This window comes from Kitasatospora sp. NPDC086791 (assembly GCF_040685975.1).
Classification (GTDB): domain Bacteria; phylum Actinomycetota; class Actinomycetes; order Streptomycetales; family Streptomycetaceae; genus Kitasatospora.
Map to the genome: position 1 here is coordinate 234,044 of NZ_JBFBOC010000005.1, position 22,688 is coordinate 256,731.

25 protein-coding genes and 1 pseudogene are annotated in these 22,688 nt (G+C 71.3%); 16 read left to right on the top strand and 10 right to left on the bottom strand.

Features of this window, described 5'->3' with window-relative positions:
- Nucleotides 1–8: 8 nt before the first annotated feature.
- Nucleotides 9–674 carry a hypothetical protein gene (locus tag AB0Q99_RS11355; protein WP_363570395.1) on the bottom strand — a complete coding sequence of 222 codons (666 nt, stop codon included), beginning with the start codon at nucleotides 672–674 and terminating at the stop codon, nucleotides 9–11.
- Nucleotides 675–1,139: 465 nt separating this feature from the next.
- On the opposite strand from AB0Q99_RS11355, the gene hutU reads away from it, so the two are divergent.
- The 4 genes from hutU to hutI are packed head-to-tail and all read left to right on the top strand — an operon-like array spanning nucleotide 1,140 to nucleotide 6,568.
- Nucleotides 1,140–2,810 (top strand): urocanate hydratase, encoded by a 1,671-nt coding sequence (hutU, locus tag AB0Q99_RS11360; RefSeq protein WP_363570396.1) that lies wholly within the window; start codon nucleotides 1,140–1,142, stop codon nucleotides 2,808–2,810.
- A gap of 17 nt (nucleotides 2,811–2,827) precedes the next feature.
- Entirely contained in the window at nucleotides 2,828–4,009 is a 1,182-nt protein-coding gene (locus AB0Q99_RS11365) for an allantoate amidohydrolase (RefSeq protein ID WP_363570458.1), read from the top strand.
- A complete protein-coding gene (locus AB0Q99_RS11370) occupies nucleotides 4,000–5,358 on the top strand; it encodes a formimidoylglutamate deiminase (protein ID WP_363570398.1) in 1,359 nt (452 codons plus the stop codon). The genes AB0Q99_RS11365 and AB0Q99_RS11370 overlap by 10 nt, the downstream gene beginning before the upstream one ends.
- A gap of 34 nt (nucleotides 5,359–5,392) precedes the next feature.
- Nucleotides 5,393–6,568: an imidazolonepropionase gene (gene hutI / locus AB0Q99_RS11375; RefSeq protein WP_363570400.1), complete on the top strand. Its 1,176-nt coding sequence runs from the start codon at nucleotides 5,393–5,395 to the stop codon at nucleotides 6,566–6,568.
- Nucleotides 6,569–6,636: 68 nt separating this feature from the next.
- Here the strand turns inward: hutI and AB0Q99_RS11380 are convergent, their stop codons facing one another.
- The 3 genes from AB0Q99_RS11380 to AB0Q99_RS11390 form a co-directional block, all read right to left on the bottom strand.
- On the bottom strand, nucleotides 6,637–6,837 hold the full coding sequence (locus tag AB0Q99_RS11380) for a DUF397 domain-containing protein (RefSeq protein ID WP_363570402.1): 201 nt from the start codon (nucleotides 6,835–6,837) through the stop codon (nucleotides 6,637–6,639).
- Between the two features lie 62 nt (nucleotides 6,838–6,899).
- The gene (locus AB0Q99_RS11385; RefSeq protein ID WP_363570404.1) at nucleotides 6,900–7,100 is read right to left on the bottom strand and encodes a DUF397 domain-containing protein; all 201 of its coding nucleotides are present in this window, start codon (nucleotides 7,098–7,100) and stop codon (nucleotides 6,900–6,902) included.
- Nucleotides 7,093–7,953: a helix-turn-helix transcriptional regulator gene (locus tag AB0Q99_RS11390; RefSeq protein ID WP_363570406.1), complete on the bottom strand. Its 861-nt coding sequence runs from the start codon at nucleotides 7,951–7,953 to the stop codon at nucleotides 7,093–7,095. Before AB0Q99_RS11390 ends, AB0Q99_RS11385 begins: the two co-directional genes overlap by 8 nt.
- 284 nt (nucleotides 7,954–8,237) lie before the next feature.
- Here AB0Q99_RS11390 and AB0Q99_RS11395 point away from each other — a divergent pair, with 284 nt between their 5' ends.
- The 4 genes from AB0Q99_RS11395 (at nucleotide 8,238) to AB0Q99_RS11410 (ending at nucleotide 9,406) form a co-directional block, all read left to right on the top strand.
- A complete protein-coding gene (locus AB0Q99_RS11395) occupies nucleotides 8,238–8,603 on the top strand; it encodes an ATP-binding protein (RefSeq protein ID WP_363570408.1) in 366 nt (121 codons plus the stop codon).
- Nucleotides 8,600–8,851: a hypothetical protein gene (locus AB0Q99_RS11400; protein WP_363570410.1), complete on the top strand. Its 252-nt coding sequence runs from the start codon at nucleotides 8,600–8,602 to the stop codon at nucleotides 8,849–8,851. The genes AB0Q99_RS11395 and AB0Q99_RS11400 overlap by 4 nt, the downstream gene beginning before the upstream one ends.
- Nucleotides 8,848–8,970 carry a hypothetical protein gene (locus tag AB0Q99_RS11405; RefSeq protein ID WP_363570412.1) on the top strand — a complete coding sequence of 41 codons (123 nt, stop codon included), beginning with the start codon at nucleotides 8,848–8,850 and terminating at the stop codon, nucleotides 8,968–8,970. The genes AB0Q99_RS11400 and AB0Q99_RS11405 overlap by 4 nt, the downstream gene beginning before the upstream one ends.
- A gap of 163 nt (nucleotides 8,971–9,133) precedes the next feature.
- A complete protein-coding gene (locus tag AB0Q99_RS11410; RefSeq protein WP_363570459.1) occupies nucleotides 9,134–9,406 on the top strand; it encodes a PKD domain-containing protein in 273 nt (90 codons plus the stop codon).
- 268 nt (nucleotides 9,407–9,674) lie between these two features.
- Here the strand turns inward: AB0Q99_RS11410 and AB0Q99_RS11415 are convergent, their stop codons facing one another.
- Entirely contained in the window at nucleotides 9,675–9,875 is a 201-nt protein-coding gene (locus AB0Q99_RS11415; RefSeq protein ID WP_363570414.1) for a hypothetical protein, read from the bottom strand.
- Nucleotides 9,876–9,891: 16 nt separating this feature from the next.
- Nucleotides 9,892–10,080: a hypothetical protein gene (locus AB0Q99_RS11420; protein ID WP_363570416.1), complete on the bottom strand. Its 189-nt coding sequence runs from the start codon at nucleotides 10,078–10,080 to the stop codon at nucleotides 9,892–9,894.
- Between the two features lie 197 nt (nucleotides 10,081–10,277).
- On the opposite strand from AB0Q99_RS11420, the gene AB0Q99_RS11425 reads away from it, so the two are divergent.
- Together AB0Q99_RS11425 and AB0Q99_RS11430 are read left to right on the top strand one after the other, a co-directional pair.
- Nucleotides 10,278–11,555 carry a helix-turn-helix transcriptional regulator gene (locus AB0Q99_RS11425; RefSeq protein WP_363570418.1) on the top strand — a complete coding sequence of 426 codons (1,278 nt, stop codon included), beginning with the start codon at nucleotides 10,278–10,280 and terminating at the stop codon, nucleotides 11,553–11,555.
- Entirely contained in the window at nucleotides 11,530–11,877 is a 348-nt protein-coding gene (locus tag AB0Q99_RS11430; RefSeq protein WP_363570420.1) for an HEXXH motif-containing putative peptide modification protein, read from the top strand. Before AB0Q99_RS11425 ends, AB0Q99_RS11430 begins: the two co-directional genes overlap by 26 nt.
- Before the next feature lie 197 nt (nucleotides 11,878–12,074).
- Here the strand turns inward: AB0Q99_RS11430 and AB0Q99_RS11435 are convergent, their stop codons facing one another.
- Entirely contained in the window at nucleotides 12,075–14,099 is a 2,025-nt protein-coding gene (locus AB0Q99_RS11435) for a prolyl oligopeptidase family serine peptidase (protein ID WP_363570422.1), read from the bottom strand.
- Nucleotides 14,100–14,197: 98 nt separating this feature from the next.
- Nucleotides 14,198–15,706 (bottom strand): oligopeptide:H+ symporter, encoded by a 1,509-nt coding sequence (locus AB0Q99_RS11440; RefSeq protein WP_363570424.1) that lies wholly within the window; start codon nucleotides 15,704–15,706, stop codon nucleotides 14,198–14,200.
- Between the two features lie 330 nt (nucleotides 15,707–16,036).
- Here AB0Q99_RS11440 and AB0Q99_RS11445 point away from each other — a divergent pair, with 330 nt between their 5' ends.
- Together AB0Q99_RS11445 and AB0Q99_RS11450 are read left to right on the top strand one after the other, a co-directional pair.
- Nucleotides 16,037–16,711: a response regulator transcription factor gene (locus AB0Q99_RS11445; RefSeq protein ID WP_030058577.1), complete on the top strand. Its 675-nt coding sequence runs from the start codon at nucleotides 16,037–16,039 to the stop codon at nucleotides 16,709–16,711.
- A 63-nt stretch (nucleotides 16,712–16,774) separates the two neighbouring features.
- Nucleotides 16,775–18,031, top strand: a complete 1,257-nt coding sequence (locus AB0Q99_RS11450; RefSeq protein ID WP_363570425.1) for an ATP-binding protein — start codon at nucleotides 16,775–16,777, stop codon at nucleotides 18,029–18,031.
- Between the two features lie 75 nt (nucleotides 18,032–18,106).
- On the opposite strand, the gene AB0Q99_RS11455 is transcribed toward AB0Q99_RS11450, so the two are convergent.
- Nucleotides 18,107–18,637, bottom strand: a complete 531-nt coding sequence (locus AB0Q99_RS11455) for a GtrA family protein (RefSeq protein ID WP_363570427.1) — start codon at nucleotides 18,635–18,637, stop codon at nucleotides 18,107–18,109.
- 311 nt (nucleotides 18,638–18,948) lie between these two features.
- On the opposite strand from AB0Q99_RS11455, the gene AB0Q99_RS11460 reads away from it, so the two are divergent.
- Genes AB0Q99_RS11460 through AB0Q99_RS11470 form a run of 3 tightly spaced genes read left to right on the top strand, consistent with a single transcriptional unit; the run spans nucleotide 18,949 to nucleotide 21,881 of the window.
- Nucleotides 18,949–20,088: a 5-(carboxyamino)imidazole ribonucleotide synthase gene (locus tag AB0Q99_RS11460; RefSeq protein WP_363570429.1), complete on the top strand. Its 1,140-nt coding sequence runs from the start codon at nucleotides 18,949–18,951 to the stop codon at nucleotides 20,086–20,088.
- Nucleotides 20,085–20,621, top strand: a complete 537-nt coding sequence (purE, locus tag AB0Q99_RS11465; RefSeq protein ID WP_363570431.1) for a 5-(carboxyamino)imidazole ribonucleotide mutase — start codon at nucleotides 20,085–20,087, stop codon at nucleotides 20,619–20,621. Before AB0Q99_RS11460 ends, purE begins: the two co-directional genes overlap by 4 nt.
- Before the next feature lie 33 nt (nucleotides 20,622–20,654).
- Nucleotides 20,655–21,881 carry a dipeptidase gene (locus AB0Q99_RS11470; protein WP_363570432.1) on the top strand — a complete coding sequence of 409 codons (1,227 nt, stop codon included), beginning with the start codon at nucleotides 20,655–20,657 and terminating at the stop codon, nucleotides 21,879–21,881.
- A gap of 26 nt (nucleotides 21,882–21,907) precedes the next feature.
- Here AB0Q99_RS11470 and AB0Q99_RS11475 read toward each other — a convergent pair.
- Nucleotides 21,908–22,105: pseudogene (locus tag AB0Q99_RS11475) on the bottom strand (CoA-binding protein); the annotation flags it as partial.
- A 138-nt stretch (nucleotides 22,106–22,243) separates the two neighbouring features.
- Between AB0Q99_RS11475 and AB0Q99_RS11480 the strand changes: the two are divergent.
- On the top strand, nucleotides 22,244–22,669 hold the full coding sequence (locus AB0Q99_RS11480) for a CoA-binding protein (RefSeq protein WP_363570434.1): 426 nt from the start codon (nucleotides 22,244–22,246) through the stop codon (nucleotides 22,667–22,669).
- Nucleotides 22,670–22,688 lie beyond the last annotated feature (19 nt).

The window sequence follows — 22,688 nt, forward strand, 5'->3', positions numbered from 1 at the left end:
GCCTTCGGTCAGAACTGCGGGGGACGCAGGCCGGTACAGGTGTCCTGGCGTCGCTTCAGTACGGTCGGAACCCTGTCCAGCCGCATCGCCTCGGCCGACAGGTCGGCGTCCAGGAGGCCCAGGAGGCGGAAGAGAGTCGCATGGTCGGCTTCCAGACGCCGGTGGTGGATGGGTTCGTGGTGGCTGATGCGGTTCCGCAATAGCATCATGGTGGTGAACTGCCGGTGCAGGGCGTCCCGGCGTCCGGATCCGTGCGGGAAGGCCCGGTGGAGGGCGGGGACCCAGAAGGTCCGGTCATACCGCTTGGACAGGAGCTTCACCCAGAATCCGAAGGAGAGCTCGGCGACCACGTCGTCGGCGGTCGTCGGCCGGTGGCTGATCCGCCGCCCGCACTTGGCCTGGGCGTCCGTGACGAGCCGGGCGCCATCGGCGTCCAGCGGTGCGATCGACCACCAGTCGGGGCGTCCGAACTTTCGCTTCAGGGCGTCGTGCAGGGCATTGCGCAGGGCCACCTCAAGGCAATGGAGCGGGCCGTAGAAGGCAGCCGACACCTCGATGTTCCACCAGTACAACCGGATGGCCGCCGACTGGCCACCGGCCGCCGTGGCGTAGGTCTGCAAGCGTGGTCCTGAGAGGCTGCGCTGTGCCCAGACGGGCCATTCGCCGGTGTTCACGGAATCCCCCCGCGTGGACGGTGGGGCCTTGCGGCCCTGGAAGCGACTGGTAATCTCGGTCGGGTAAGCCCCGGGTCGCCTCTGCCTGCATGCCGCCCGGGGCACTGCTGTTTCCGGGGCGCATCGCCTCCGAGGCACTGCGCGGCCGTGGCGGATCACCGGCCTGTGCGTGCCGTTCCCGTCCCTCCGGACCTTACCGGCGTGTCGATCAGCGATGCAAGCGCACTGTTGTGAGGTGGAATCTGTTAACCCTGTCGCGGCATGGCGCCCCAGGGCTGTTCGCGGCGCTCGCCGCTCCTTGGTCGCCGGGCCGAACGAGTGGTGTTCGGGGGGTTCGAGGCGAGATGGGCGCCGACGGAGGTCCAGGCTGATCGGATTGTTCCGGGGTCTGGTCGAAACCCGTTTGTTTAGTTATATTCAGTGATACAGAGCTTGAATGGATCCATCCGCAAGGAGGCCGGGACTATGGTGCAGCAGCAGGCGAGCGGTCCGCGCGAGGTGCGCGCGGCGCGTGGCACGGGGCTCACGACGCAGGGCTGGCAGCAGGAGGCCGCCCTGCGGATGCTGATGAACAACCTCGACCCCGAGGTGGCCGAGCACCCGTCGAAGCTGGTCGTCTACGGCGGCACCGGCAAGGCCGCGCGGGACTGGCGCTCCTTCGACGCCATGGTGAAGACGCTGCAGGGCCTGAAGCAGGACGAGACCATGCTGGTCCAGTCCGGCCGCCCGGTCGGCGTGATGCAGACCCACGAGTGGGCGCCGCGCGTGCTGATCGCCAACTCCAACCTGGTCGGCGACTGGGCCAACTGGGAGGAGTTCCGCCGCCTGGAGAGCCTCGGGCTCACCATGTACGGCCAGATGACCGCCGGGTCCTGGATCTACATCGGCACCCAGGGCATCCTCCAGGGCACCTACGAGACCTTCGCCGCCGTCGCCAACAAGCGCTTCAACGGCACGCTGGAGGGCACCATCACCCTCACCGCCGGCCTCGGCGGAATGGGCGGCGCCCAGCCGCTCGCCGTCACCATGAACGGCGGCGTGGCGATCTGTATCGACTGTGACCCGTCCCGGATCTCCCGCCGGATCGAGCACCGCTACCTGGACGTCGAGGCCAAGGACCTCAGCCACGCGCTGGAGCTGGCCACCACCGCCCGCGACAAGAGGCAGCCGCTCTCCATCGGCCTGCTGGGCAACGCCGCCGAGCTCTTCCCGCAGCTGCTCGCGATGGACGCGCCGATCGACATCGTCACCGACCAGACCAGCGCCCACGACCCGCTGAGCTACCTGCCGATCGGCGTCGACTTCGACGACATGGCGACCTACGCGGCCGAGAAGCCCGCCGAGTTCACCACCCGCTCGCGCGAGTCGATGGCCAAGCACGTCGAGGCCATGGTCGGTTTCCTGGACCGCGGCGCCGAGGTCTTCGACTACGGCAACTCGATCCGCGGCGAGGCCCAGCTGGCCGGTTACGACCGCGCCTTCGCCTTCCCCGGCTTCGTCCCCGCGTACATCCGCCCGCTGTTCTGCGAGGGCAAGGGCCCGTTCCGCTGGGCGGCCCTGTCCGGCGACCCGCAGGACATCCACAAGACCGACAAGGCCGTGCTCGACCTCTTCCCGGAGAACGAGTCGCTGCACCGCTGGATCAAGATGGCCCAGGAGAAGGTCCACTTCCAGGGCCTGCCCGCGCGGATCTGCTGGCTCGGCTACGGCGAGCGCGACAAGGCCGGCGAGCGCTTCAACGACATGGTCGCCTCCGGCGAGCTGTCCGCGCCGATCGTCATCGGCCGCGACCACCTGGACTGCGGCTCGGTCGCCTCCCCGTACCGGGAGACCGAGGCGATGCTGGACGGCTCCGACGCGATCGCCGACTGGCCGCTGCTCAACGCCATGGTCAACGTCGCCTCCGGCGCCTCCTGGGTCTCCATCCACCACGGCGGCGGCGTCGGCATCGGCCGCTCCATCCACGCCGGTCAGGTCACCGTCGCCGACGGCACCGCGCTGGCCGGCGAGAAGATCCGCCGGGTGCTCACCAACGACCCGGGCATGGGCGTCATCCGCCACGTGGACGCCGGCTACGACCGGGCCGACGAGGTCGCCGCCGAGCGTGGGGTCCGCGTCCCGATGGGCGAGCTGTGAGCCCTTCGTTCGAGGAGATGTGGGCGGAGCTGCTCCCCGTGGGCCGCTCCGCCGCCTCCGGCGGCTACCGCCGCTTCGCCTGGAACTCCGCCGACGCCGAGTGCCGCGCCTGGTTCGAGCAGCAGGCCCGCGACCGCGGCCTGACGTACGAGCTGGACCGCAACGGCAACCAGTGGGCCTGGCTGGGCGACCCGCAGGCCGGCGGGGCCGTCGTCACCGGCTCGCACCTGGACTCCGTCCCGGACGGCGGCGCCTTCGACGGCCCGCTCGGGGTGGTCTCCTCCTTCGCCGCACTGGACGAACTCCGCTCCCGGGGAACCGAGTTCACCCGGCCGCTGGCGATCGTCAACTTCGGTGACGAGGAGGGCGCCCGGTTCGGCGTGGCCTGCATCGGCTCCCGGCTGACCGCCGGGGTGCTCTCCCGCGAGGCCGCGTACGACCTGCGCGACGCCGGCGGCGTCCGGCTGCCCGACGCGATGGAGAAGGCCGGCTACGACCCGACCGGGATCGGCGCGGACGACGACCGGCTGGCCCGGGTCGGCGCCTTCGTCGAACTCCACGTCGAGCAGGGCCGCTACCTCACCGAGGGGCAGCCGGTCGGCGTGGCCGGCGCGATCTGGCCGCACGGCCGCTGGCGGTTCGACTTCCACGGGGAGGCCAACCACGCCGGCACCACCCGGATCGAGGACCGCCGCGACCCGATGCTGACCTACGCCAACACCGTGCTCGCCGCCCGCAAGAAGGCGCAGCACGCGGGCGCGCTGGCCACCTTCGGCAAGGTCGCGGTCGAGCCCAACGGCACCAACGCGATCGCCTCGCTGGTGCGCGGCTGGCTGGACTCCCGGGCGGCCGACGAGCGCACGCTCACCGGGCTGGTCGCCGAGATCGAGCGGGCCGCCGCCGAGCGCGGCGAGCGCGACGGCGTCCGGGTCGAGCTGACCCGCGAGTCCTACACCCCGGTGGTGGACTTCGACGGCCCGCTGCGCGACCGGCTCGCCAAGCTGCTGGACGCCCCGGTGCTCCCCACCGGCGCGGGACACGACGCCGGGATCCTGGCGTCCGCGATCCCGACCGCCATGCTGTTCGTGCGCAACCCCAGCGGCGTCTCGCACTCCCCGGCCGAACACGCCGAGGTGGCCGACTGCCTGGCCGGGGTCACCGCCCTCGCCGACGTACTGGAGGACCTGGCGTGTCATTGACCGCAGTGAGCTACTGGGCGCAGTACGCCTGGCTGCCGCACCCCAACGGGCCGGTGGTCGAGCGGGACGTGCGGATCGCCACCGGCCCGGGCGGCCTGATCACCTCGGTGACGCCGGACAGCGGGCCCTGCCCGCCCGGCGCCGTCCGCCTCGACGGGCTGCTGCTGCCCGGCCAGGCGAACGCGCACTCGCACGCCTTCCACCGGGCGCTGCGCGGGTACGTGCAGGTCGGCTCCGGCACCTTCTGGACCTGGCGCGACACCATGTACCGGTTCGCCGGCGCGCTCGACCCGGACAGCTACCTGGAGCTGGCCACCGCCGTCTACGCCGAGATGGCGCTGGCCGGGATCACCGCCGTCGGCGAGTTCCACTACCTGCACCACGCGCCCGGCGGCGCCCGCTACAGCGACCCGAACGCGATGGGCGAGGCGCTGATCGAGGCAGCCGCCCGGGCCGGCATCCGGATCACCCTGCTGGACACCTGCTACCTGTCCGCCGGCTTCGGCGCCGAGCCGACCAAGCCGCAGCAGCGGTTCAGCGACGGCGACGCCGAGGCCTGGGCCGAGCGGGCGGACGCGCTCAAGCCGCGCGAGCACGCCCGGATCGGCGCCGCCATCCACTCCGTCCGGGCCGTCCCGGCCGAGCAGCTGGGCACCGTCGCGCAGTGGGCGGCGACCCGCGAGGCGCCGCTGCACGTCCACCTGTCCGAGCAGACCGCCGAGAACGACGCCTGCCTCGCCGCGCACGGCGTCACCCCGACCCGGCTGCTCGCCGACCACGGGGTGCTCGGCCCGCGCACCTCGGCCGTGCACGCCACCCACCTCACCGAGGAGGACGTCAAGCTCCTCACCGACTCCTCCACGACCGTCTGCATGTGCCCCACCACCGAGCGGGACCTCGCGGACGGCATCGGCCCGGCCCGTCGGCTCGCCTCGGCGGGCAGCCCGATCACCCTGGGCAGCGACAGCCACGCGGTCATCGACCCGTGGGAGGAGGCCCGCGCGCTGGAGCTGGACGAGCGGCTGCGCACCCGGACCCGCGGCCACTGGACGGCGAACGCGCTGCTGCGGGCCGGCGGCGAGGACGGGCACGCCTCGCTCGGCTGGCCGGAGGCCGGGCGGATCGAGGCCGGGGCGCTCGCCGACTTCACGGTGATCGCGCTGGACACCGTCCGCACCGCGGGCCCGCCGCCCCGGCTCGGCGCCGAGATCGCGGTCTTCGCGGCCTCGGCGGCGGACGTGCGGCACGTGGTGGTCGGCGGCCGGCACGTCGTCCGGGACGGCGCGCACCAGCTGGTGGCCGACGTGCCCGGCGCGCTGCGCTCCGCGATCGGCGCGCTGGACTTCTGATTCCTCTGTTCGACTCCCTTCGGAAGGCGTTGTCTTGAGCACCAGGACCACCTTGATCACGGGCATCGGCAGCCTGGTCACCAACGACCCCGGGCACGGCACCGGGCCGCTCGGCCTGCTGACCGACGCGGCCGTGGTCGTCGACGGCGACACCGTCGCCTGGGTCGGCCCGGCCGCGCAGGCCCCGGCGGCGGACGAGCGCTTCGACGCCGAGGGCCGGGCGCTGCTGCCCGGCTTCGTCGACTCGCACGCCCACCTGGTGTTCGCGGGCGACCGCACCGCCGAGTTCAACGCCCGGATGTCCGGGCAGGCGTACACGGCGGGCGGGATCCGCACCACGGTGGCGGCCACCCGGGCGGCGAGCGATGCCGAGCTGGAGGCGAACCTGGCGGGGTTCGTCCGGGAGGCGCTGCGGCAGGGCACCACCACCATCGAGTGCAAGTCCGGCTACGGGCTGACGGTGGCGGACGAGGCCCGGGCGCTGCGGATCGCCTCGCGGCACACCCCGGAGACCACCTACCTGGGCGCGCACGTGGTCGCCCCCGAGTACGCCGAGGACCCGGCCGGGTACGTCGACCTGGTCACCGGCGAGATGCTCGACGCCTGTGCGCCGCACGCCCGTTGGGTGGACGTGTTCTGCGAGAAGGGCGCCTTCGACGGCGACCAGGCGCGGGCGATCCTGACCGCCGGAATCGAGCGCGGCCTCACCCCCCGGGTGCACGCCAACCAGCTCACCTACGGGCCGGGCGTGCAGCTCGCCGTCGAGCTGGGGGCCGCCTCGGCGGACCACTGCACCCATCTGACGGACGAGGACGTGGCGGCGCTGGCCGGGTCGGGGACGGTCGCGACCCTGCTGCCGGGCGCGGAGTTCTCCACCCGGGCCGAGTACCCGAGCGGGCGCCGGCTGCTGGACGCGGGGGCGGTGGTGGCGCTGTCCACCGACTGCAACCCGGGCTCCAGCTTCACGAGTTCGATGGCGTTCTGCATCGCGGTCGCGGTGCGGGAGATGGGCATGACGCCGGACGAGGCCGTCTGGGCGGCGACGGCGGGCGGCGCCCACGCGCTGCGGCGCAGCGACGTGGGCACCATCACGGTCGGCGCCCGCGCCGACCTGCTCCTCCTGGATGCCCCCTCCCACGTCCACCTGGCCTACCGCCCGGGCGTGCCGCTGACGGCGGCGGTCTGGCGCGCGGGCGTCCGGGAGGTCTGACCTCCCGGAGCTTTCGGACGGCGGGAGGCCCCCGCGCCCCCGGGGTGGCGGGCGCGGGGGCCTCCCGCTCAGGGGGTGGTGATCAGGTGGTCGAACTCCTCGGCCTTGGCACCCTGGAGGAAGTCGGCGAGGCCGGGGCGGGTGGTGCGGACGATGACCTCGCCCTCGTCGGACTCCCGGAGCTCGACCGCCCCTTCAAAGGCGCGCACCTCAACGCAGTTGCTGGCTGCTTCGCTGAAGCTGGATTTCTGCCGCGCAGAACTGGTCATGAGAGTCAGGGTAGCCACCGGCGGCCTCGTGCGGGGAGCAAGAGGCCGCCGGAACGATTCGCTCAGGTGGTGGCGGTCAGGTGATCGAACTCGCCGGCCTTGGCGCCTCGTAGGAACGCAGCGAACTCAAGGCGGGTGGTGCGGACGATGACCTCACCCTCGTCGGACTCCCGGAGGTCGATAGCCCCGTCGGCATCCCGAACCTCAACACATGCGTTGCTGGAGCCGGAGTAACTGGACTTCTGCCACTCGGGGCTACTCATGACTGTCCTCTATCTCCTTCTTGATCGATCGGATGAAGTCTCGCGAGTCATCTTCGGAGAGGGCTACAGAAGCCATCCGATCGAGGATCTCGCGGTAACTTGCCAGGTCGGGTGGCGCATCGAAGAGTGGGCATCCGAAGCTGATGTCGATCTGCACGGTGTCCAGCTCGGGCACCGGGCCCGCGATATAGACGAAGTTCTCGCTGGGGCCAGGCAGCGATTCGATCTTAAACGGCACGACTCGGACCGAGATGCCAGGGCTCTCGGAATGGTCGATGAGGGCACCGAGTTGCTCGGCGAGCGCCGCCGGTCCGCTGAACTGCATTCGGAGTGCAGCTTCGTGGATGAACGCCGTGTAGGGCGTGGCGCCGTTCCGGACGACCTGCTGCCTCTGCAGGCGGAACGCCAGGCGGAGATCGACGTCTGACTGCGGCAGTGGCGGGATAGCACGTGCGAACACCGAAGCGGCATAGGTCGGGGTCTGAAGCAGTCCCGGCAGGAAGGTGATCGAGTAGGTGGAGATCCGTCGGGCATGGGCTTCGATCGCCGCCACATCGAGTAGATCGGTGTTCAGGTTCGGGCTGTACTCCTCCCACCAGCCGGTCTCTCGCTCTCGGGCCATGTCAGCAAGTGCATCGATCAGCGGTTCGTTGCCGCACGCGCAGGCCGTCGCGATCTCGTGCAGGCGCTCCACGCTGACGGCCGACTTCCCGATCTCCATCTGACTCACCAGGGCGGGAGTCACGCCGAGCAGGCGGGCGAGGTGGCTGCCGCCGAAGCCGGCTTGCTCTCTCATCCTTCGCAGTTCGGCACCGAGGCGTCGCTGACGGAGGGTGGGGATTCGAAGGGCCATGGCGTCCTCTCTGCTGGTGCAGAGGCCAGTGTGCCGCGCCGGTCGCCCCCGGATCCATCCGGGCTTCTTCCCCCGCGAGGAGGAACCTTCTGCCGTTTGGCTTTAATTAAAGAGCGAGTGGGCTATCGTCGTTCTCAGCTCGATCCGACGGATCGTCAGTAATGCCTGCAAACAGGGCAGTAGGCGCCTGCTGCCCGCGCGCCGCAGAGCAGCCGTACTCCGGCCTGGCTCACGGCGACGACCGTCGTCACCTCTCCCCACACCACAGCCTCACGGAGGTTCCCGTGTGCATCCGTAACACCCCCTCGCTCACCCTCTCCCGGCAGGCCCTGCGGGACGCCATGACCCGCAACGGCGGCTGGGACCCCGAGATCGTCTTCCATGCCGAACTCGCCCTGATGGAGCTCATCGTCAACGCCTGGCGGCACGGCGGCACCCCCGCGCCCGTCGTCTGGTTCTCCATCCTCGACCGCACCCTCCGGGTCACCGTCTCCGACGAGAGCGACGCCCTTCCCCAGCCGCGAACGTCCTCCGGCCTCGCCGAGACCGGCCGGGGCCTCCAGCTCGTGGAGGGCCTCACCCACCGGTGGGGCGTCGACCCGCAGAAGCGCGGCAAGACCACCTGGTACGAGCTGGACTCCCGCGCGTGACCCGCGACCCCGTCGCGCCGGACGACCCCCGGACGCGCGACTACACCGAGCCCCAGATCACGGCGCTCCTCGGCGAGTTGCACCGGCGCGGCCTGCCGCACGGGCTCCTCTGGGGCTCCGCCTCGCCCGGCGAGAAGACCCTCGACGGCCGCATCCTGATCGACTTCGGCAACGCGCCGGTCAGCACTCTGCTCAACCTCCTCCACCTGCTCCGCGACCTGGAGCGGGACGAGGCGTGGCACCGGTGAAGTTCTTCGTGGGCGCCGTCCTCGTCGCCCTCCTCGCCCTCGCGATCGCCACCGTGGCCCTCGGCGCCCTCGCGACCCTCCGGATGCCCCGCCCCGACGAGCGCGACGAGCAGCACTGACAACACGCGAAGGCCCTCGCCCACCCAGGGCGAGGGCCTCGGCGAACTCGGCACCGACCTCTACGGCTACCAGCGGATTGACGATCCCTACCGCCCCAACACCGGTACGGGTTCGGGGATTTACAACCGGGGCGCATTCGAGTTCACGACCTCGTCCCGCGCGATCACCGTCTACGGTCAGCCGCAGATGAGTCCAGCCGGGACGCCGACCACCGTCTCGATCCGCGACCAGGAAACCTGGTCGCCGGTCGTCTCCTACAACCTTGACTTCGGCGACGGAACTCCGACCGTGACGACCATGCAGCTCACGGTCGAGCACACCTACCAGACCGCGGGTTCCTACCGGGTCACAGTCGTCGCCACCGAGCAGAACGGCGATATCACCACCGATAGCGGCACGGTGGATGTCGGGCCGCCCGCCCTGCTCGTCCCCTAGCTGACGTCCTTGCCGAACGGGCTTCCGCTCGGGTGCAGCTTCTCGGGCTCCGGCCCGCAGTTCCAGGTGGACGGCGGACTGCTGGCACTGTTCAAGCAGCTCAGCGCAGTTGGGCACGCTCGATGGCATCACACGCCCACCTCGGCGAGCGCTGGCGTCCTCACAGCACCCCGCTGCGAGGGCGCCACCGTGTACACCGGTGCTGGTCATGGGCTTCGAGAGCGGCCCGCTCCTTGCGCGCAGGGAGCGGGCCGCTTCGGTGTGCCGGTCAGCCGAAGGGCAGGACCTGGGTGCTGCCACCGGCCAGGATGTGCTGGTACTGGCTCCCGCCGTCGAGTGAGCGGTAGTTGATCACCGGATCGCCGGCTCGTACCAGGGCGGTCGCACATCCGAGGCACCAGGGCTGTGGCGGCCGCACGTCGAGATCCTCGATCACCGCAGGAGCGGAGCACTGCGCGCAGTCCGCCATCGTGACCTCCCCGGGGTCAGGCCCAGGTGGAGCCGCACGCGGTGCAGCCCCATCGGCCGTCCATGGTCTGGTAGGTGGCGCCCGATCCGCAGATCGGGCAGGTGCGGGCGCTCGGCTCGTCGACCCGCTTCAGCAGGGTACTGGGCGTCGGGGTGGTGGTGGGCTCGATCTCGGTGACGGGCCTGTCGAGCAGGATGGTGCTCATGGCGTCTCCCCTCGGGATGGAGTGGCAGAGGTGCGCCGGCCGGGCATCACCCAGGGAACTCGGCCGCGGTCCAGATGTGGATGCCGTCGGGGGCTCCCGCACGCCGTGTGCGTGCCCCGCACGTCCCGTGCACGCCCTGCCTGGGGATGTCGTCCCGTCGATACGGTTGACACTCCACGCAGTCGAAGGGCGACACCGTGTCACATCAACATCAGCTGGGGGCGGTCATCAGGGCCGCTCGGTGTGTACGGCGGATGACTCAAGCCCAGCTGGGCCGGGCGTGTGGCTACTCCGCGTCCGCAATCAGCCGGGTGGAGACAGGCGCGCTCCGGCCGACCGAGCGGGCGCTGCGGTTGATCGCCCATGCGTTGGGCCTTCCGCTTGACGCCCTCGGGGTGGGCCGACCGGATACGCTGGCAGTGAATGTGACCCAGGGTCAGGAGGACGCCATGCTCCGCAGGCAGCTGCTCTTGGTCGGCATGGCGGCGGCCGGGGTGTCAGCGCTTCCGTCTGCCTCGGCGGCTGCCGCGCGCCCGGATGCGTCGGCTCGGATCGTCGGGGCCCTGTATGAGCCCGACCTGTCCGGACCCATGCCGTTGCGGCAGCTCAAGGCCTCGCTGACCTCGGCGCGCACCCAGTTCACGGCGGCCAGCTACCAGCAGCTCGGTGACTTCCTGCCTGGCCTGTTGGGCTCGGCGCAAGCGACCCGCGAGGCTCTTTCCGGCCGGTCCCGCGAGGAGGCCCATGCGTGTGTGGCCCGTGCCTGGGTGCTGGCGACGGAACTCGCCTTGAAGGCCCACTCCGATGTCGCATGGCCGGCCGCGGACCGGGCTTTGGCTGCGGCCCAGGCCAGCGGCGACCCGGTGGTCCACGGGGAAGCGGCTCGGGTTCTGGCGATCACGATGCGGCGTTCCGGCCGCCCGGCCGCCGCCGTCGATCTCCTGCGTCGCACCGCCGACTCGCTCTCGCAGGACCGCAATGACGTGTCCTGGGCCGTGGCGGCGACCCTTCTGATGACGGCCGCCTACACGGCTGCGTGCGGGCAGCGCCGAGGCGACGCCCTCGACCTCATGTCGGGCGCGGCGGACGCGGTCGGCCGGGCGACCAGCGCCAGGTTCCGGCCGAGCACCCCGCTGTTTACCGTCGATGCCACCAGCGCGCAGGTGGACCTCTACTGGGTTGGCGTACACACGGCGCTGGGCACCCCCGACGAGGGGGTGCCGTACGCGGCGCGGATCGCACCGGGACAGCTGCCGACCGCCGAGCGCCGGGCCCGGTACGGAACGGACTGCGCGCGCATGTGGCACCACCTCGGCGACCACCGCAAGACGTTCGCGTCGCTGCGGTTCACCGAGCAGGTCGCCCCGGAGGAGGTGCGCCGGCCGGCTCTGCGGGCGCTCACAGCGGACCTGCTGTACGCGCCGGTCACCGTGGCCGGCGTGCGGGAGCTTGCCGCACGCACAGGCGTCTCATAGGGGCGGTGGCACCGGTTCGACGCTTCCGGGCCTGGTCGGCATGAGCCCCGGCGGCGGGTGGCGGCCCCGCGACTACGCCGAGTCCCTGGTGCACGAGACCGTGCACCTGAACGTCTTCCTGGCGGACATGGTGTACCGCCTCCACACGAGGCCGGCCAAGGAACTGGAGGCCGACGAACACCAGGTCGTCTCTGCGGTGAAGTTCGGGCAGATGCGGCCGTTGGACGAGGCCTTCCACTTCGCGGTGGTGGCCCCGCCCCTCATGCTGATGCAGCGCCCCCTGACAACCTGCCCGAAGTCGGCGACGTGGTCCGGAAGCTGATCACCTCCTGAATCAGAGCCTCCAGGATCTACTGAACGGCCCGCTCCTCGAAGCCATCGAGGAGCGGGCCGCCTTATCTCTGTTCAAGCGGTTCAGCGAAATTGGGCAGGCTCGATGACATCGCACGCCTCCGTGATCACGAGCACCATCTGCGCAGGAAGTCGGCCCGGCCGACTTCCTGCGCGTCCAGATGCTTTCTAGATGGCCAATGACCTTCGCAGGAAGGCCAGTTCGTGCCACAGCAGGTTCTCCACCACCGCCTCGTCGCTCGGCCGGTGGCCGGCGCCGCGCAGGGGCAGGACCTCGTGCGGACGTCCGGCGGCGAGCAGAGCGTGAGAGAGCCGCAGGGTGTGGGCGGGGAAGACGTTGTCGTCGACGAGGCCCTGGATCAGCAGCAGCGGGCGGCTCAGCTTCGGTGCCTCGGTGATCAGGTCGCAGGAGTCGTAGTGCTCCGGGTGCTCGTCGGGGTGGCCGAGGAAGCGTTCCTGCCAGTGAGTGTCGTAGAGCCGGTGGTCGGTGGGTGCGGCCCCGGCCGAGGCGGCGTGGAAGACGTCCGGCCGGCGCAGCACGGCCAGGGCGGCGAGGAAGCCGCCGTAGGACCAGCCCCGGATGGCGACCCGGTCGAGGTCGAGCAGTCCGGGCCGCAGCCGGGCGGTCTCCCGCAGGCCCTCGATCTGGTCCTCCAGCGCGGGCCCGGCCTTGTCGCCGTACACCGTCTTGTCCCAGTGCGGCCCGCGCCCGGGCGTGCCGCGGCCGTCCACCACCAGCACCGCGAAGCCCTGCTCGGCGAACCACTGCGAGACCAGGTCCCACCACAGGCCGCCGGTGGTGACCTTCTGCACGGCCGGGCCGCCGTAGGGGTCGAGCAGGACGGGCAGCGGGCCGTCCTCTACCCGGTGGCCGGTGGGCAGGTAGAGCGCGGCGCGCAGTTCGCGCGGGCCGAGCCGGAGCAGTTCGGGGCACGCCACGAGGACCGGCGGCTGAGCGTACGAGGTGAGCGGGAGCATCGGGCGGCCCTCGCGCAGGACGGTGGAGCGGCCGCCGGGGTGGCCGGGGGAGTGGGTGGTGAGCACCAGCGTGCCACCGCGCCGCACACCGGTGTGGAGGCCCGGGCCGCTGCTCAACTTCCTTAAGCCGGAATCCGGTTCGTATGACCAGAGGTGCGTTTCGGTGGGCTCCTCGGAGGCGGTGAACAGTACCTGCTCGTCCTCCGTCCCGAGGACGGACCGCAGTTGCAGCCCGGCGGGGGTGACGTGCTTGCCGTCGACGGTCAGGTGCCGGGTGTCGCCGTGGTCGGCTGTGTCGACCAGCACGCCGCCCCCGGTGCGGACCGGCAGGCCGGGGAGGAGTTCGATCCAGTACGGATCGTCGCGTTCGGCGAGGACCCGGGTGGCGCCGTCCGGTTCGATCGCCAGGGTGCGGACGGTGCGCTGGTCGCGGCTCTGCACGGCGGCGTACGGGCCGTGTCCGTCCCAGTCGGCGGCGGTGAGGTACTCGAAGGCGGCGCGGTCCCAGCGGACCTCGGTACGGCTGCCGTCGAGGCCGAGCAGCCAGAGCGAGACGTCGGCGTTGGCGGTGCCGGCCAGCGGGTAGCGGAGGGCGCGCGGCGGCTGCTGCGGATCGGTCGGGTCGGCGAGGAACCAGCGGGTGACCGGGCGGTCGTCGACCCGGGCGACGAGCAGGGCGCGGCCGTCGGGGGCCCACCAGTGGCCGCGGTCGCGGTACATCTCGCAGGCGGCGACGTACTCGGCGAGGCCGTACGTCACGTCCTCGGCCTCGGGCTCGGCGAGCGCGCGGTCATCCGCACCGTCGACGCCGACCACCCGCAGGGCGCCGCCGCCGACGTAGGCGATCCGGCGGCCGGTCGGGTCCAGCCGCACCTCCTCGGCCTCGCCGCCGGAGGTGACCGGGCGGACCGTGGCCGTGCGGGTGTCGGCCAGCCACAGTGCGCCGTCCAGTGCGAAGGCCACGTACCGGCCGGTGGCGTCGGTGCTGTACGAGACGATCCCGGTGGCGGCGCCGAGGGCGGCCGGGTCGGCGATCAGCCGCTCCGCGCCGCTGTCGGCGTCCAGGGCCCAGAGGCAGGTGAGCGGGTCGGTGCCGCCCCGGTTGCGCAGGAACAGGACGGTGGCGCCGTCGGCTGTGGGCTCCGGCTGGACGGGGACGCCCAGGGTGAACCGTCGGGTGCGGGCTAACTGGCGGGGCAGCGAGTCGGTGGTCATGCGGGCACGGTAGGCGGAGAACGGCCGAGGCCGCCGTGGATCTCAGGAATCCACGGCGGCCTCGGAGCCTTGCCGGACGTCTTACCGGGCGGACGGCGTCAGTGCACGTCGCCCATGAGCTTGACGACCTTCTTGCGGTACATCGCCAGCGCGACACCGGCGAGGATCGCCAGGACGCCCTGGACCGCGAAGTACGCGGTGCCGCCGACCACCTTGTCGCCCAGCACCAGCTGGAAGATCGCGGCGACGCAGTCGCCCGCGGTGACCGCGAGGAACCAGACGCCCATCATCTGGCTGGCGTACTTGGTGGGCGCCAGCTTGGTGGTGACGGACAGGCCGACCGGGGAGAGGGTGAGCTCACCGACGGTCTGGACCAGGTAGACCATGGCCAGCCACAGCGGGGTGACCTTGGTGTCGCCGGAGGCCGAGGCCATCGCCAGCATCATGACGATGAAGGAGGCGCCGATCATCAGCAGGCCGAAGGCGAACTTCATGGTGGTGCTGGGGTTCTTCGACCGGCGGGCCAGGGCGACCCAGATCCAGGCGAAGACCGGGGCCAGCGCCATGATGTACAGCGGGTTGAGCGACTGGAACCAGCTGGACGGGAAGTCGAACCCGAACAGCGTGGACGCGGTGTGCTCGTCGGCGAAGATGTTCAGCGTCGAGCCGGACTGGTCGTAGATCATCCAGAACACGGCGGCGGCGACGAAGAACCAGATGTAGCCGCTCATCTTGGACTGCTCGGCGGCGTCGAGGTCCTTGTCGCGCTTCACCTTGGCGAAGACGAGCACCGGGATGGCGATGCCCGCGATGGACAGCGGCCAGATCGCCCAGTTGATGGTGAAGTGGCCGGTCCCGGCGACGACCCCGTAGAAGACGGCCGCGACGGCCAGCCAGATGCCGGCCTTGGTGAAGATCTTCCGCTTCTCGTCCGGGGTGATCGGCGACGTGACGACGTCGCTCTTCGGGCTCAGGTGGCGGGTGCCCAGCAGGAACTGGGCGAGGCCCAGGGCCATGCCGACACCGGCCAGGGCGAAGCCGAGGTGCCAGTTGACGCTCTGGCCGACGGTGCCGATGACCAGCGGGGCCGCGAAGGCGCCGAGGTTGATGCCCATGTAGAAGACGGTGAAGCCACCGTCACGCCGCGGGTCGTTCGGGCCGTCGTACAGGTGGCCGACCATCGTCGAGATGTTGGCCTTGAGCAGGCCGGAGCCGACCGCGATGAACGCGAGGCCGACGAAGAACGACGCGCTGAACGGGACCGCCAGCAGGAAGTGGCCGATCATGATGATCGAGCCGCCGACCGCGACGGTCTTGCGGGCGCCGAGGAAGCGGTCCGCGATCCAACCGCCCGGGAGGGCCAGCAGGTAGACCATGGCCGTGTACACGCTGTACACGGCGGCGGCGACGGCCGTCTTCATGCCCAGGCCGCCGTCCGTGAGGGAGGCGGTCATGTAGAGCACGAGCAGGGCGCGCATGCCGTAGTAGCTGAAGCGCTCCCACATCTCGCTCATGAAGAGAGTGGCGAGGCCTCGGGGGTGACCGAGGAAGGTCTTGCCGCTGGGGGAGGCCGACGAAACGTCGGGGTCCAGGGTCGTAGACGCCATGAGTAGTGGTTCCTTGCCTGACAGCGTCCGCCTAGGGGGGTGGCGGCGGACGTGGACCTGAACCACTCTACGTGGCGATATTTGGCGTTATCAGATGACAAAAGCCACAGATCGGGTATGGGAATGGTAAAGAGGTCGGCCGATCTTCCCGATTGTTCCATGGCCGACAGGGCGTTCTTCCTTCGGATTCAAGATCCAGAGGGGGATTCTTCGCCGAACCGGCAGCCTGCAACGCTCTGTTGAGTTCAGCCGGATGCCTGTATAACGATCACGCTCTGTGAACTACCTCACAGGGCGTCCGGCCATACCCCGGCGGACTACCATCACCACATGACCTGTGTGCTGCTCGCCGAGGACGATCCGGCGATCTCCGAACCGCTCGCCCGGGCCCTGCGACGCGAGGGCTACGAGGTGCTCGTCCGCGAGGACGGTCCGACCGCACTCGCCGCCGGCCTCACCGAGGAGGTCGACCTCGTCGTCCTGGACCTCGGCCTGCCCGAGATGGACGGCCTGGAGGTCTGCCGCCGGCTGCGCGCCGACGGCAAGAGCTGCCCCGTCCTGGTGCTCACCGCCCGCGCCGACGAGGTGGACACCGTGGTCGGCCTGGACGCCGGCGCCGACGACTACGTCACCAAGCCCTTCCGCCTGGCCGAACTGCTCGCCCGCGTCCGGGCCCTGCTCCGGCGCGGCAACGTCGACCAGCTCACCACCGGCGCGCACGGGGTGAAGATCGACATCGAGTCCCACCGCGCCTGGCTCGGCGACGAGGAGCTCACCCTCTCCGCCAAGGAGTTCGAACTGCTGCGGGTGCTGGTCCGGGACGCCGGCCGGGTGGTCACCCGCGAGGAGATCATGCGCCAGGTCTGGGACACCACCTGGTGGACCTCCACCAAGACCCTGGACATGCACATCTCCTGGCTCCGCAAGAAGCTCGGCGACGACGCGGCCAACCCGCGCTACATCGCCACCGTGCGCGGGGTCGGGTTCCGGTTCGAGAAGAATTAACCCCGTACGGAGATCGGGACCGGGTCACGGCCGGTGAAGCGGAACACCTCGGGGAGCGGCAGCGTGAAACGCCGGATGATCAACTCGCTGCTGGGCGTCGTCCTGGTGGTGGTCGTGGTGTTCTGCGTGCCGCTCGCCCTGGTCGAGAAGCGCACCATCGTCAACTCGGCCCAGGACCGGGTGGACGCGGCCGCCGTCCGGGTGCTCGCCCTGGTCGAGAGCCGGATCGCGGCGGGCGAGTCGGTCACCGAGGCGCGGGCCTTCGAGAGCCAGGTCACCGAGGGCAGCTACGTCGAGGTACAGGTCCCCGGCCAGCAGGTGGTCTCGGCCGGCGCCCGCCCGGCCGGCGACCACCTGCTGAAGGCCGTCGAGCGCGGCAACAGCGGCGAGACCGTCACCGTCGAACAGTCCCGCGAGGACGTCGACCACGAGATCGCCAACAACCTGCTGCTGCTCGGCGTCGTCGCGCTGCTCGCCGTCCAGGCCGCCGTGGCGCTCGCGGTCTGGCAGGCCAAGCGGCTCGCCCGCCCGCTCACCGACCTCGCCGAGACCGCCGAACGGCTCGGCTCCGGCGACCCGCGCCCGCGCGACCGCCGCTACGGGGTGCCCGAGCTCGACCGGGTCGCCGAGGTGCTGGACACCAGCGCCGAGCGGATCGCCCGGATGCTCACCGCCGAACGCCGGCTCGCCGCCGACGCCTCGCACCAGCTGCGCACCCCGCTCACCGCGCTCTCCATGCGGCTGGAGGAGATCACCGCCCTCGCCGAGGACCCGGAGACGGTCAAGGAGGAGGCGACCATCGCCCTCCAGCAGGTCGAGCGGCTCACCGACGTCGTCCAGCGGCTGCTCACCACCCAGCGCGACCCGCGCAGCCCCACCGCCGTCGCCTTCGACCTGGACGAGGTCATCAAGCAGCAGGTGGAGGAGTGGGGCCCGACGCTGCGCGAGCGGGGCCGGGTGCTGTCCCTGGAGGGCCTGCACGGGATCACCGCGGTCGGCACCCCGGGGACGGTCGCCCAGGTGCTGGCCACCCTGATCGAGAACTCGCTGATGCACGGCGCCGGGACGATCACCCTGCGGGTCCGGCCGTCCGGCACCTCGGTGGTGGTCGAGGTGCAGGACCAGGGCGCCGGGGTGCCGCCGGACCTCGGCAACCGGGTGTTCGAGCGCGCGGTCAGCGGCCGCAACTCCACCGGCATCGGCCTCGCCGTCGCCCGCGACCTCGCGGAGGCGGACGGCGGGCGGCTCGAACTGCTCTCGCTGAAGCCCCCGGTGTTCGCGCTCTTCCTCGGGCGCAGCCACGAGGACCACGAGGACTGAGACGCGGCGAGCCCCGGCGGCCGGTTGGGCCTGCCGGGGCTGCGGGGTCGGCGGAGTTCGCGGGGCCCGCGGGGCCTACTCGGCCTGGGCGTAGCGGATCTGCTCGGCGGCCAGCATCAGTTCGGCCTGGGCGGCCAGCCGACGGCCGTCGGCGGTGTCCGCCGAGGGCTGGGCCGGCAGCCTGACCGGCTGCTCCGGCTCGGCCTTGAACACCCAGGTGCGGTACGAGACGAAGCGGAACACGGTGGCCACCGCGAGGCCGATCACCTTGGCGCCCAGCTGCTCGTAGTGCGAGTCCAGCTTCAGCACGTACACCGAGAAGCCGAGCACGCCGGTCTCGATCAGCATGCCGATGCCGCTGTAGACCAGGAAGAGCGTGATCTCCCGCTTGCGGGAGGCGGCGTCGCGGTCCCGGTACAGCCAGTAGCGGTAGCCGAGGTAGTTGGTGGCGATCGCGATCACCGTCGCCGCGATGTTCGAGCGCACCGAGGCGAGGCCCAGGCCGTTGATGCAGACCCAGAAGACGGCGAAGTTGACCACCACGCCGCTCAGGCCGACGATGCCGAACTTCACGACTTCACCCTTGAGCCCGCGCAGTTTCTGCATGAGTGAGGGTTCCGAAGCTGCGGTCGTCGCCATACCGGGCTGCCTCCATGTGCCTGCGTGTGCCTGCATGTGCCTGCGGGTCGAAAGGGCTGATCGCGGCGGCGCGGTCGCCCCTTGAGCCCTGCGTGCACGCACATGATCGGACCGCGTAGACCAGGACCTGGCCGTCCAGGCTACCCGCTTCCGCTGAACGGCTCAGCCCCGAGGGGGTCCGGTCGGCATCTACGCGCGTCCGCTTCCACCGGCCCACCAGCGGCTCCACCACCCCCCACCGGCCCGGATATCCTGGCGGGGTGACTTCCCCGGGCAATGTGAATTTTCCAGTGGTGGGCATGATCGGTGGCGGGCAGCTGGCCCGCATGGCACACCAGGCGGGCATCCCGCTCGGGGTCAGGTTCAAACTCCTCGCCGACACGCCCCAGGACTCCGCCGCACAGGTGATCTCCGAGGTCGTCCTCGGTGACTACCGCGACCTCGACACCCTGCGCCGCTTCGCCGCCGGCTGCGACGTGATCACCTTCGACCACGAGCACGTCCCCACCGAGCACCTGCGGGCCCTGGAGGCCGACGGCATCGCCGTCCGCCCCGGCCCGGAGGCGCTCGTCAACGCCCAGGACAAGGGCGTGATGCGGGCCAAGCTGGACTCCATCGGCGTGCCCTGCCCCCGGCACCGGATCGTCGCCGACCCGGCCGACGTCACCGCCTTCGCGAACGAGGGCGAGGGCTACCCCGTCGTCCTGAAGACCGTCCGCGGCGGCTACGACGGCAAGGGCGTCTGGGTCGTCGACGACGAGCAGGAGGCCCAGGCCCCGTTCCTGGCCGGCGTCCCCGTGCTGGCCGAGGAGAAGGTCGACTTCGTCCGCGAGCTGGCGGCCAGTGTGGTCCGCTCGCCCAGCGGCCAGGCCGTCGCCTACCCGGTCGTGGAGAGCGTCCAGGAGAACGGCGTCTGCGCCGAGGTCACCGCCCCCGCGCCGGACCTCGACCCGGCCCTGTCCGACGAGGCCCAGCAGCTCGCCCTGCGGATCGCCGGCGAGCTCGGCATCACCGGCCACCTCGCCGTCGAACTGTTCCAGACCCGCGACGGCCGGATCCTGGTCAACGAACTCGCCATGCGCCCGCACAACTCCGGGCACTGGACCCAGGACGGCGCCGTCACCTCCCAGTTCGAGAACCACCTGCGGGCCGTCCTCGACCTCCCGCTGGGCGACCCCCGGCCGCGCGCCACGTGGACCGTCATGGTCAACGTCCTCGGCGGCGACTACCCGGACATGTACCACGCCTTCCTGCACTGCATGGCCCGCGACCCCGGGCTGCGGATCCACATGTACGGGAAGGACGTGAAGCCCGGCCGCAAGGTCGGCCACGTCAACGTCTTCGGGGACGACCTCGAAGACGTCCGCGAGCGCGCCCGCCACGCGGCCGCCTACCTGCGAGGAACGATCACCGAATGAGCGCCTCCGCCTCCCAGCCCGTCGTGGGCATCGTCATGGGCTCGGACTCCGACTGGCCCGTCATGGAGGCCGCCGCCCAGGCCCTCGACGAGTTCGAGATCCCGTACGAGGTGGACGTCGTCTCCGCCCACCGGATGCCGCGCGAGATGGTCGCCTACGGCGAGAACGCCCACCGGCGCGGCCTGAAGGCGATCATCGCGGGCGCCGGCGGCGCGGCCCACCTGCCGGGCATGCTGGCCTCGGTCACCCCGCTGCCGGTCATCGGCGTGCCGGTGCCGCTGCGCTACCTGGACGGCATGGACAGCCTGCTGTCGATCGTCCAGATGCCGGCCGGCGTCCCGGTGGCGACCGTCTCGGTGGCCGGCGCGCGCAACGCGGGCCTGCTCGCGGTGCGGATGCTCGCCGCCTTCGACCCCGAGCTCACCGAGCGGATGACCGAATTCCAGGCCGAGCTGAACAACCAGGCCACCGAGAAGGGCAAGAAGCTCCGGGCCAAGGTGGCCGGTTCCTCCTCCTTCGGCTTCGGCAAGTGATCACCGGTCCCGGCGTGGGGTAGAACAGCTCGCATGACCCCTGAGCTGGACACCCCCACCCCGCTGGACCGCGCCCGCGCCCTGCTGCGCACCGCCCCCGTGGTGGACGGCCACAACGACCTCCCCTGGGCGATGCGCGAGCAGGCCGGGTACGACCTCGGCGCGCTCGACCTCGCCGCCGACCAGAGCGACCGCCTGCACACCGACCTCGCCCGCCTCGCGGAGGGCGGGGTCGGCGCGCAGTTCTGGTCCGTCTACGTCCCCGCCTCGCTGGCCGGCGACCACGCGGTGAGCGCCACCCTGGAGCAGGTCGACTTCGTCCACGCCCTGGTCGAGCGCTACCCCGACCGGCTCCGCCTCGCCCGCACCGCCGCCGACATGGAGGCCGCCCGCGCCGAGGGCCGGATCGCCTCCTTGATGGGCGCCGAGGGCGGCCACTCCATCGACTGCTCGCTCGCCACCCTGCGCGCCCTGTACGAGCTGGGCGTGCGCTACCTGACGCTCACCCACAACGACAACGTGCCGTGGGCCGACTCCGCGACCGACAAGCCGGTGGCCGGCGGGCTGACCCGCTTCGGCGAGGAGGTCGTCCGGGAGATGAACCGGCTCGGCATGCTGGTCGACCTCTCGCACGTCTCCGCCGACACCATGCGGGACGCCCTGCGGGTCACCGAGGCGCCGGTGGTCTTCTCGCACTCCTCCGCCCGCGCGGTCTGCGACCACCCGCGCAACATCCCGGACGACGTGCTCGCCCAGCTGCCCGCCAACGGCGGCGTGGCGATGGCCACCTTCGTGCCCAAGTTCATCCTGCCCGCCGCCATCGAGTGGACGCTGGCCGCCGACGAGAACATGCGCGCCCACGGCTTCCACCCGCTGGACACCACCCCGCCGGCCATGGAGCGCCAGCGCGCCTTCGAGGCCGCGCACCCGCGCCCGATCGCCACCCCCGCCACCGTCGCCGACCACCTCGACCACATGCGCGAGGTCGCCGGGATCGACCACATCGGCATCGGCGGCGACTTCGACGGCACCGCCTTCCTCCCGGACGGCCTGGACTCGGTGGCCGGCTACCCCAACCTGGTCGCCGAACTCCTGCGCCGGCACTGGTCGGAGGCCGACCTGGCCAAGCTCACCTGGCACAACGCCGTCCGCGTCCTGCGCGACGCCGAGTCGGCGTCCGCCGCGCTGCGCACCACCCGCCGCCCGTCCATCGCCACCATCGACCGGCTGGACGGCACCGGCTCCGGCACCGGCTCCTGAGCCGAGCCGCCGACCGGCGTGAACTCCTAGGCGAGCAGCGGGATCTCGATGGCCGGGCACCGGTCCATCACCATCGAGAGCCCCGCCGCCCGGGTCCGCTCGTACGCGGCCTCGTCCACCACGCCGAGCTGGAACCAGACCGCCTTCGCCCCGATCGCCGCCGCCTGGTCGGCCACCTCCCCGGCCAGCGCGCTGTTCACGAACACGTCCACCACGTCGACCGGGACGGTTACGCCAGGTGTCATCCGATTTCACATCGACCTGGCGCGCTGACCAGCGTGGATCCCGGCCGGGAATGGCCGGGGGAGCGGCGGCGCTGGGGTGAGGTGAGTTCTCGGCACCCGGTTACGAGGAGGCAGGGCATGCACGGCGACCCGGAGACGGTCCGGAAGATCCTTACCGAGTCTGGGGACACCTGGGCTGTCGTGGGCCTCTCGTCCAACCGGCGACGAGCGGCTTACGGCGTCGCCGAGGTGCTCCAGCGCTTCGGGAAGCGGGTAGTGCCTGTGCACCCGAAGGCGGAGACGGTGCATGGTGAGAAGGGGTATGCGTCCCTCGCGGACATCCCCTTCGAGGTCGATGTGGTGGACGTCTTCGTTCGCTCCGACCTTGCCGGCGAGGTCGCGGACCAGGCGGCCGCCATCGGCGCCAAGGCCGTCTGGTTCCAGCTCGGCGTGATCGATGAGGCCGCGTACGACCGGACGCGGGCTGTCGGGCTCGCCATGGTGATGGACAAGTGCCCCGCCATCGAGATCCCGCGCCTCGGCTTGGCCGACCGGTTCAGCTAGCTCACGAGATCGGGCCCTC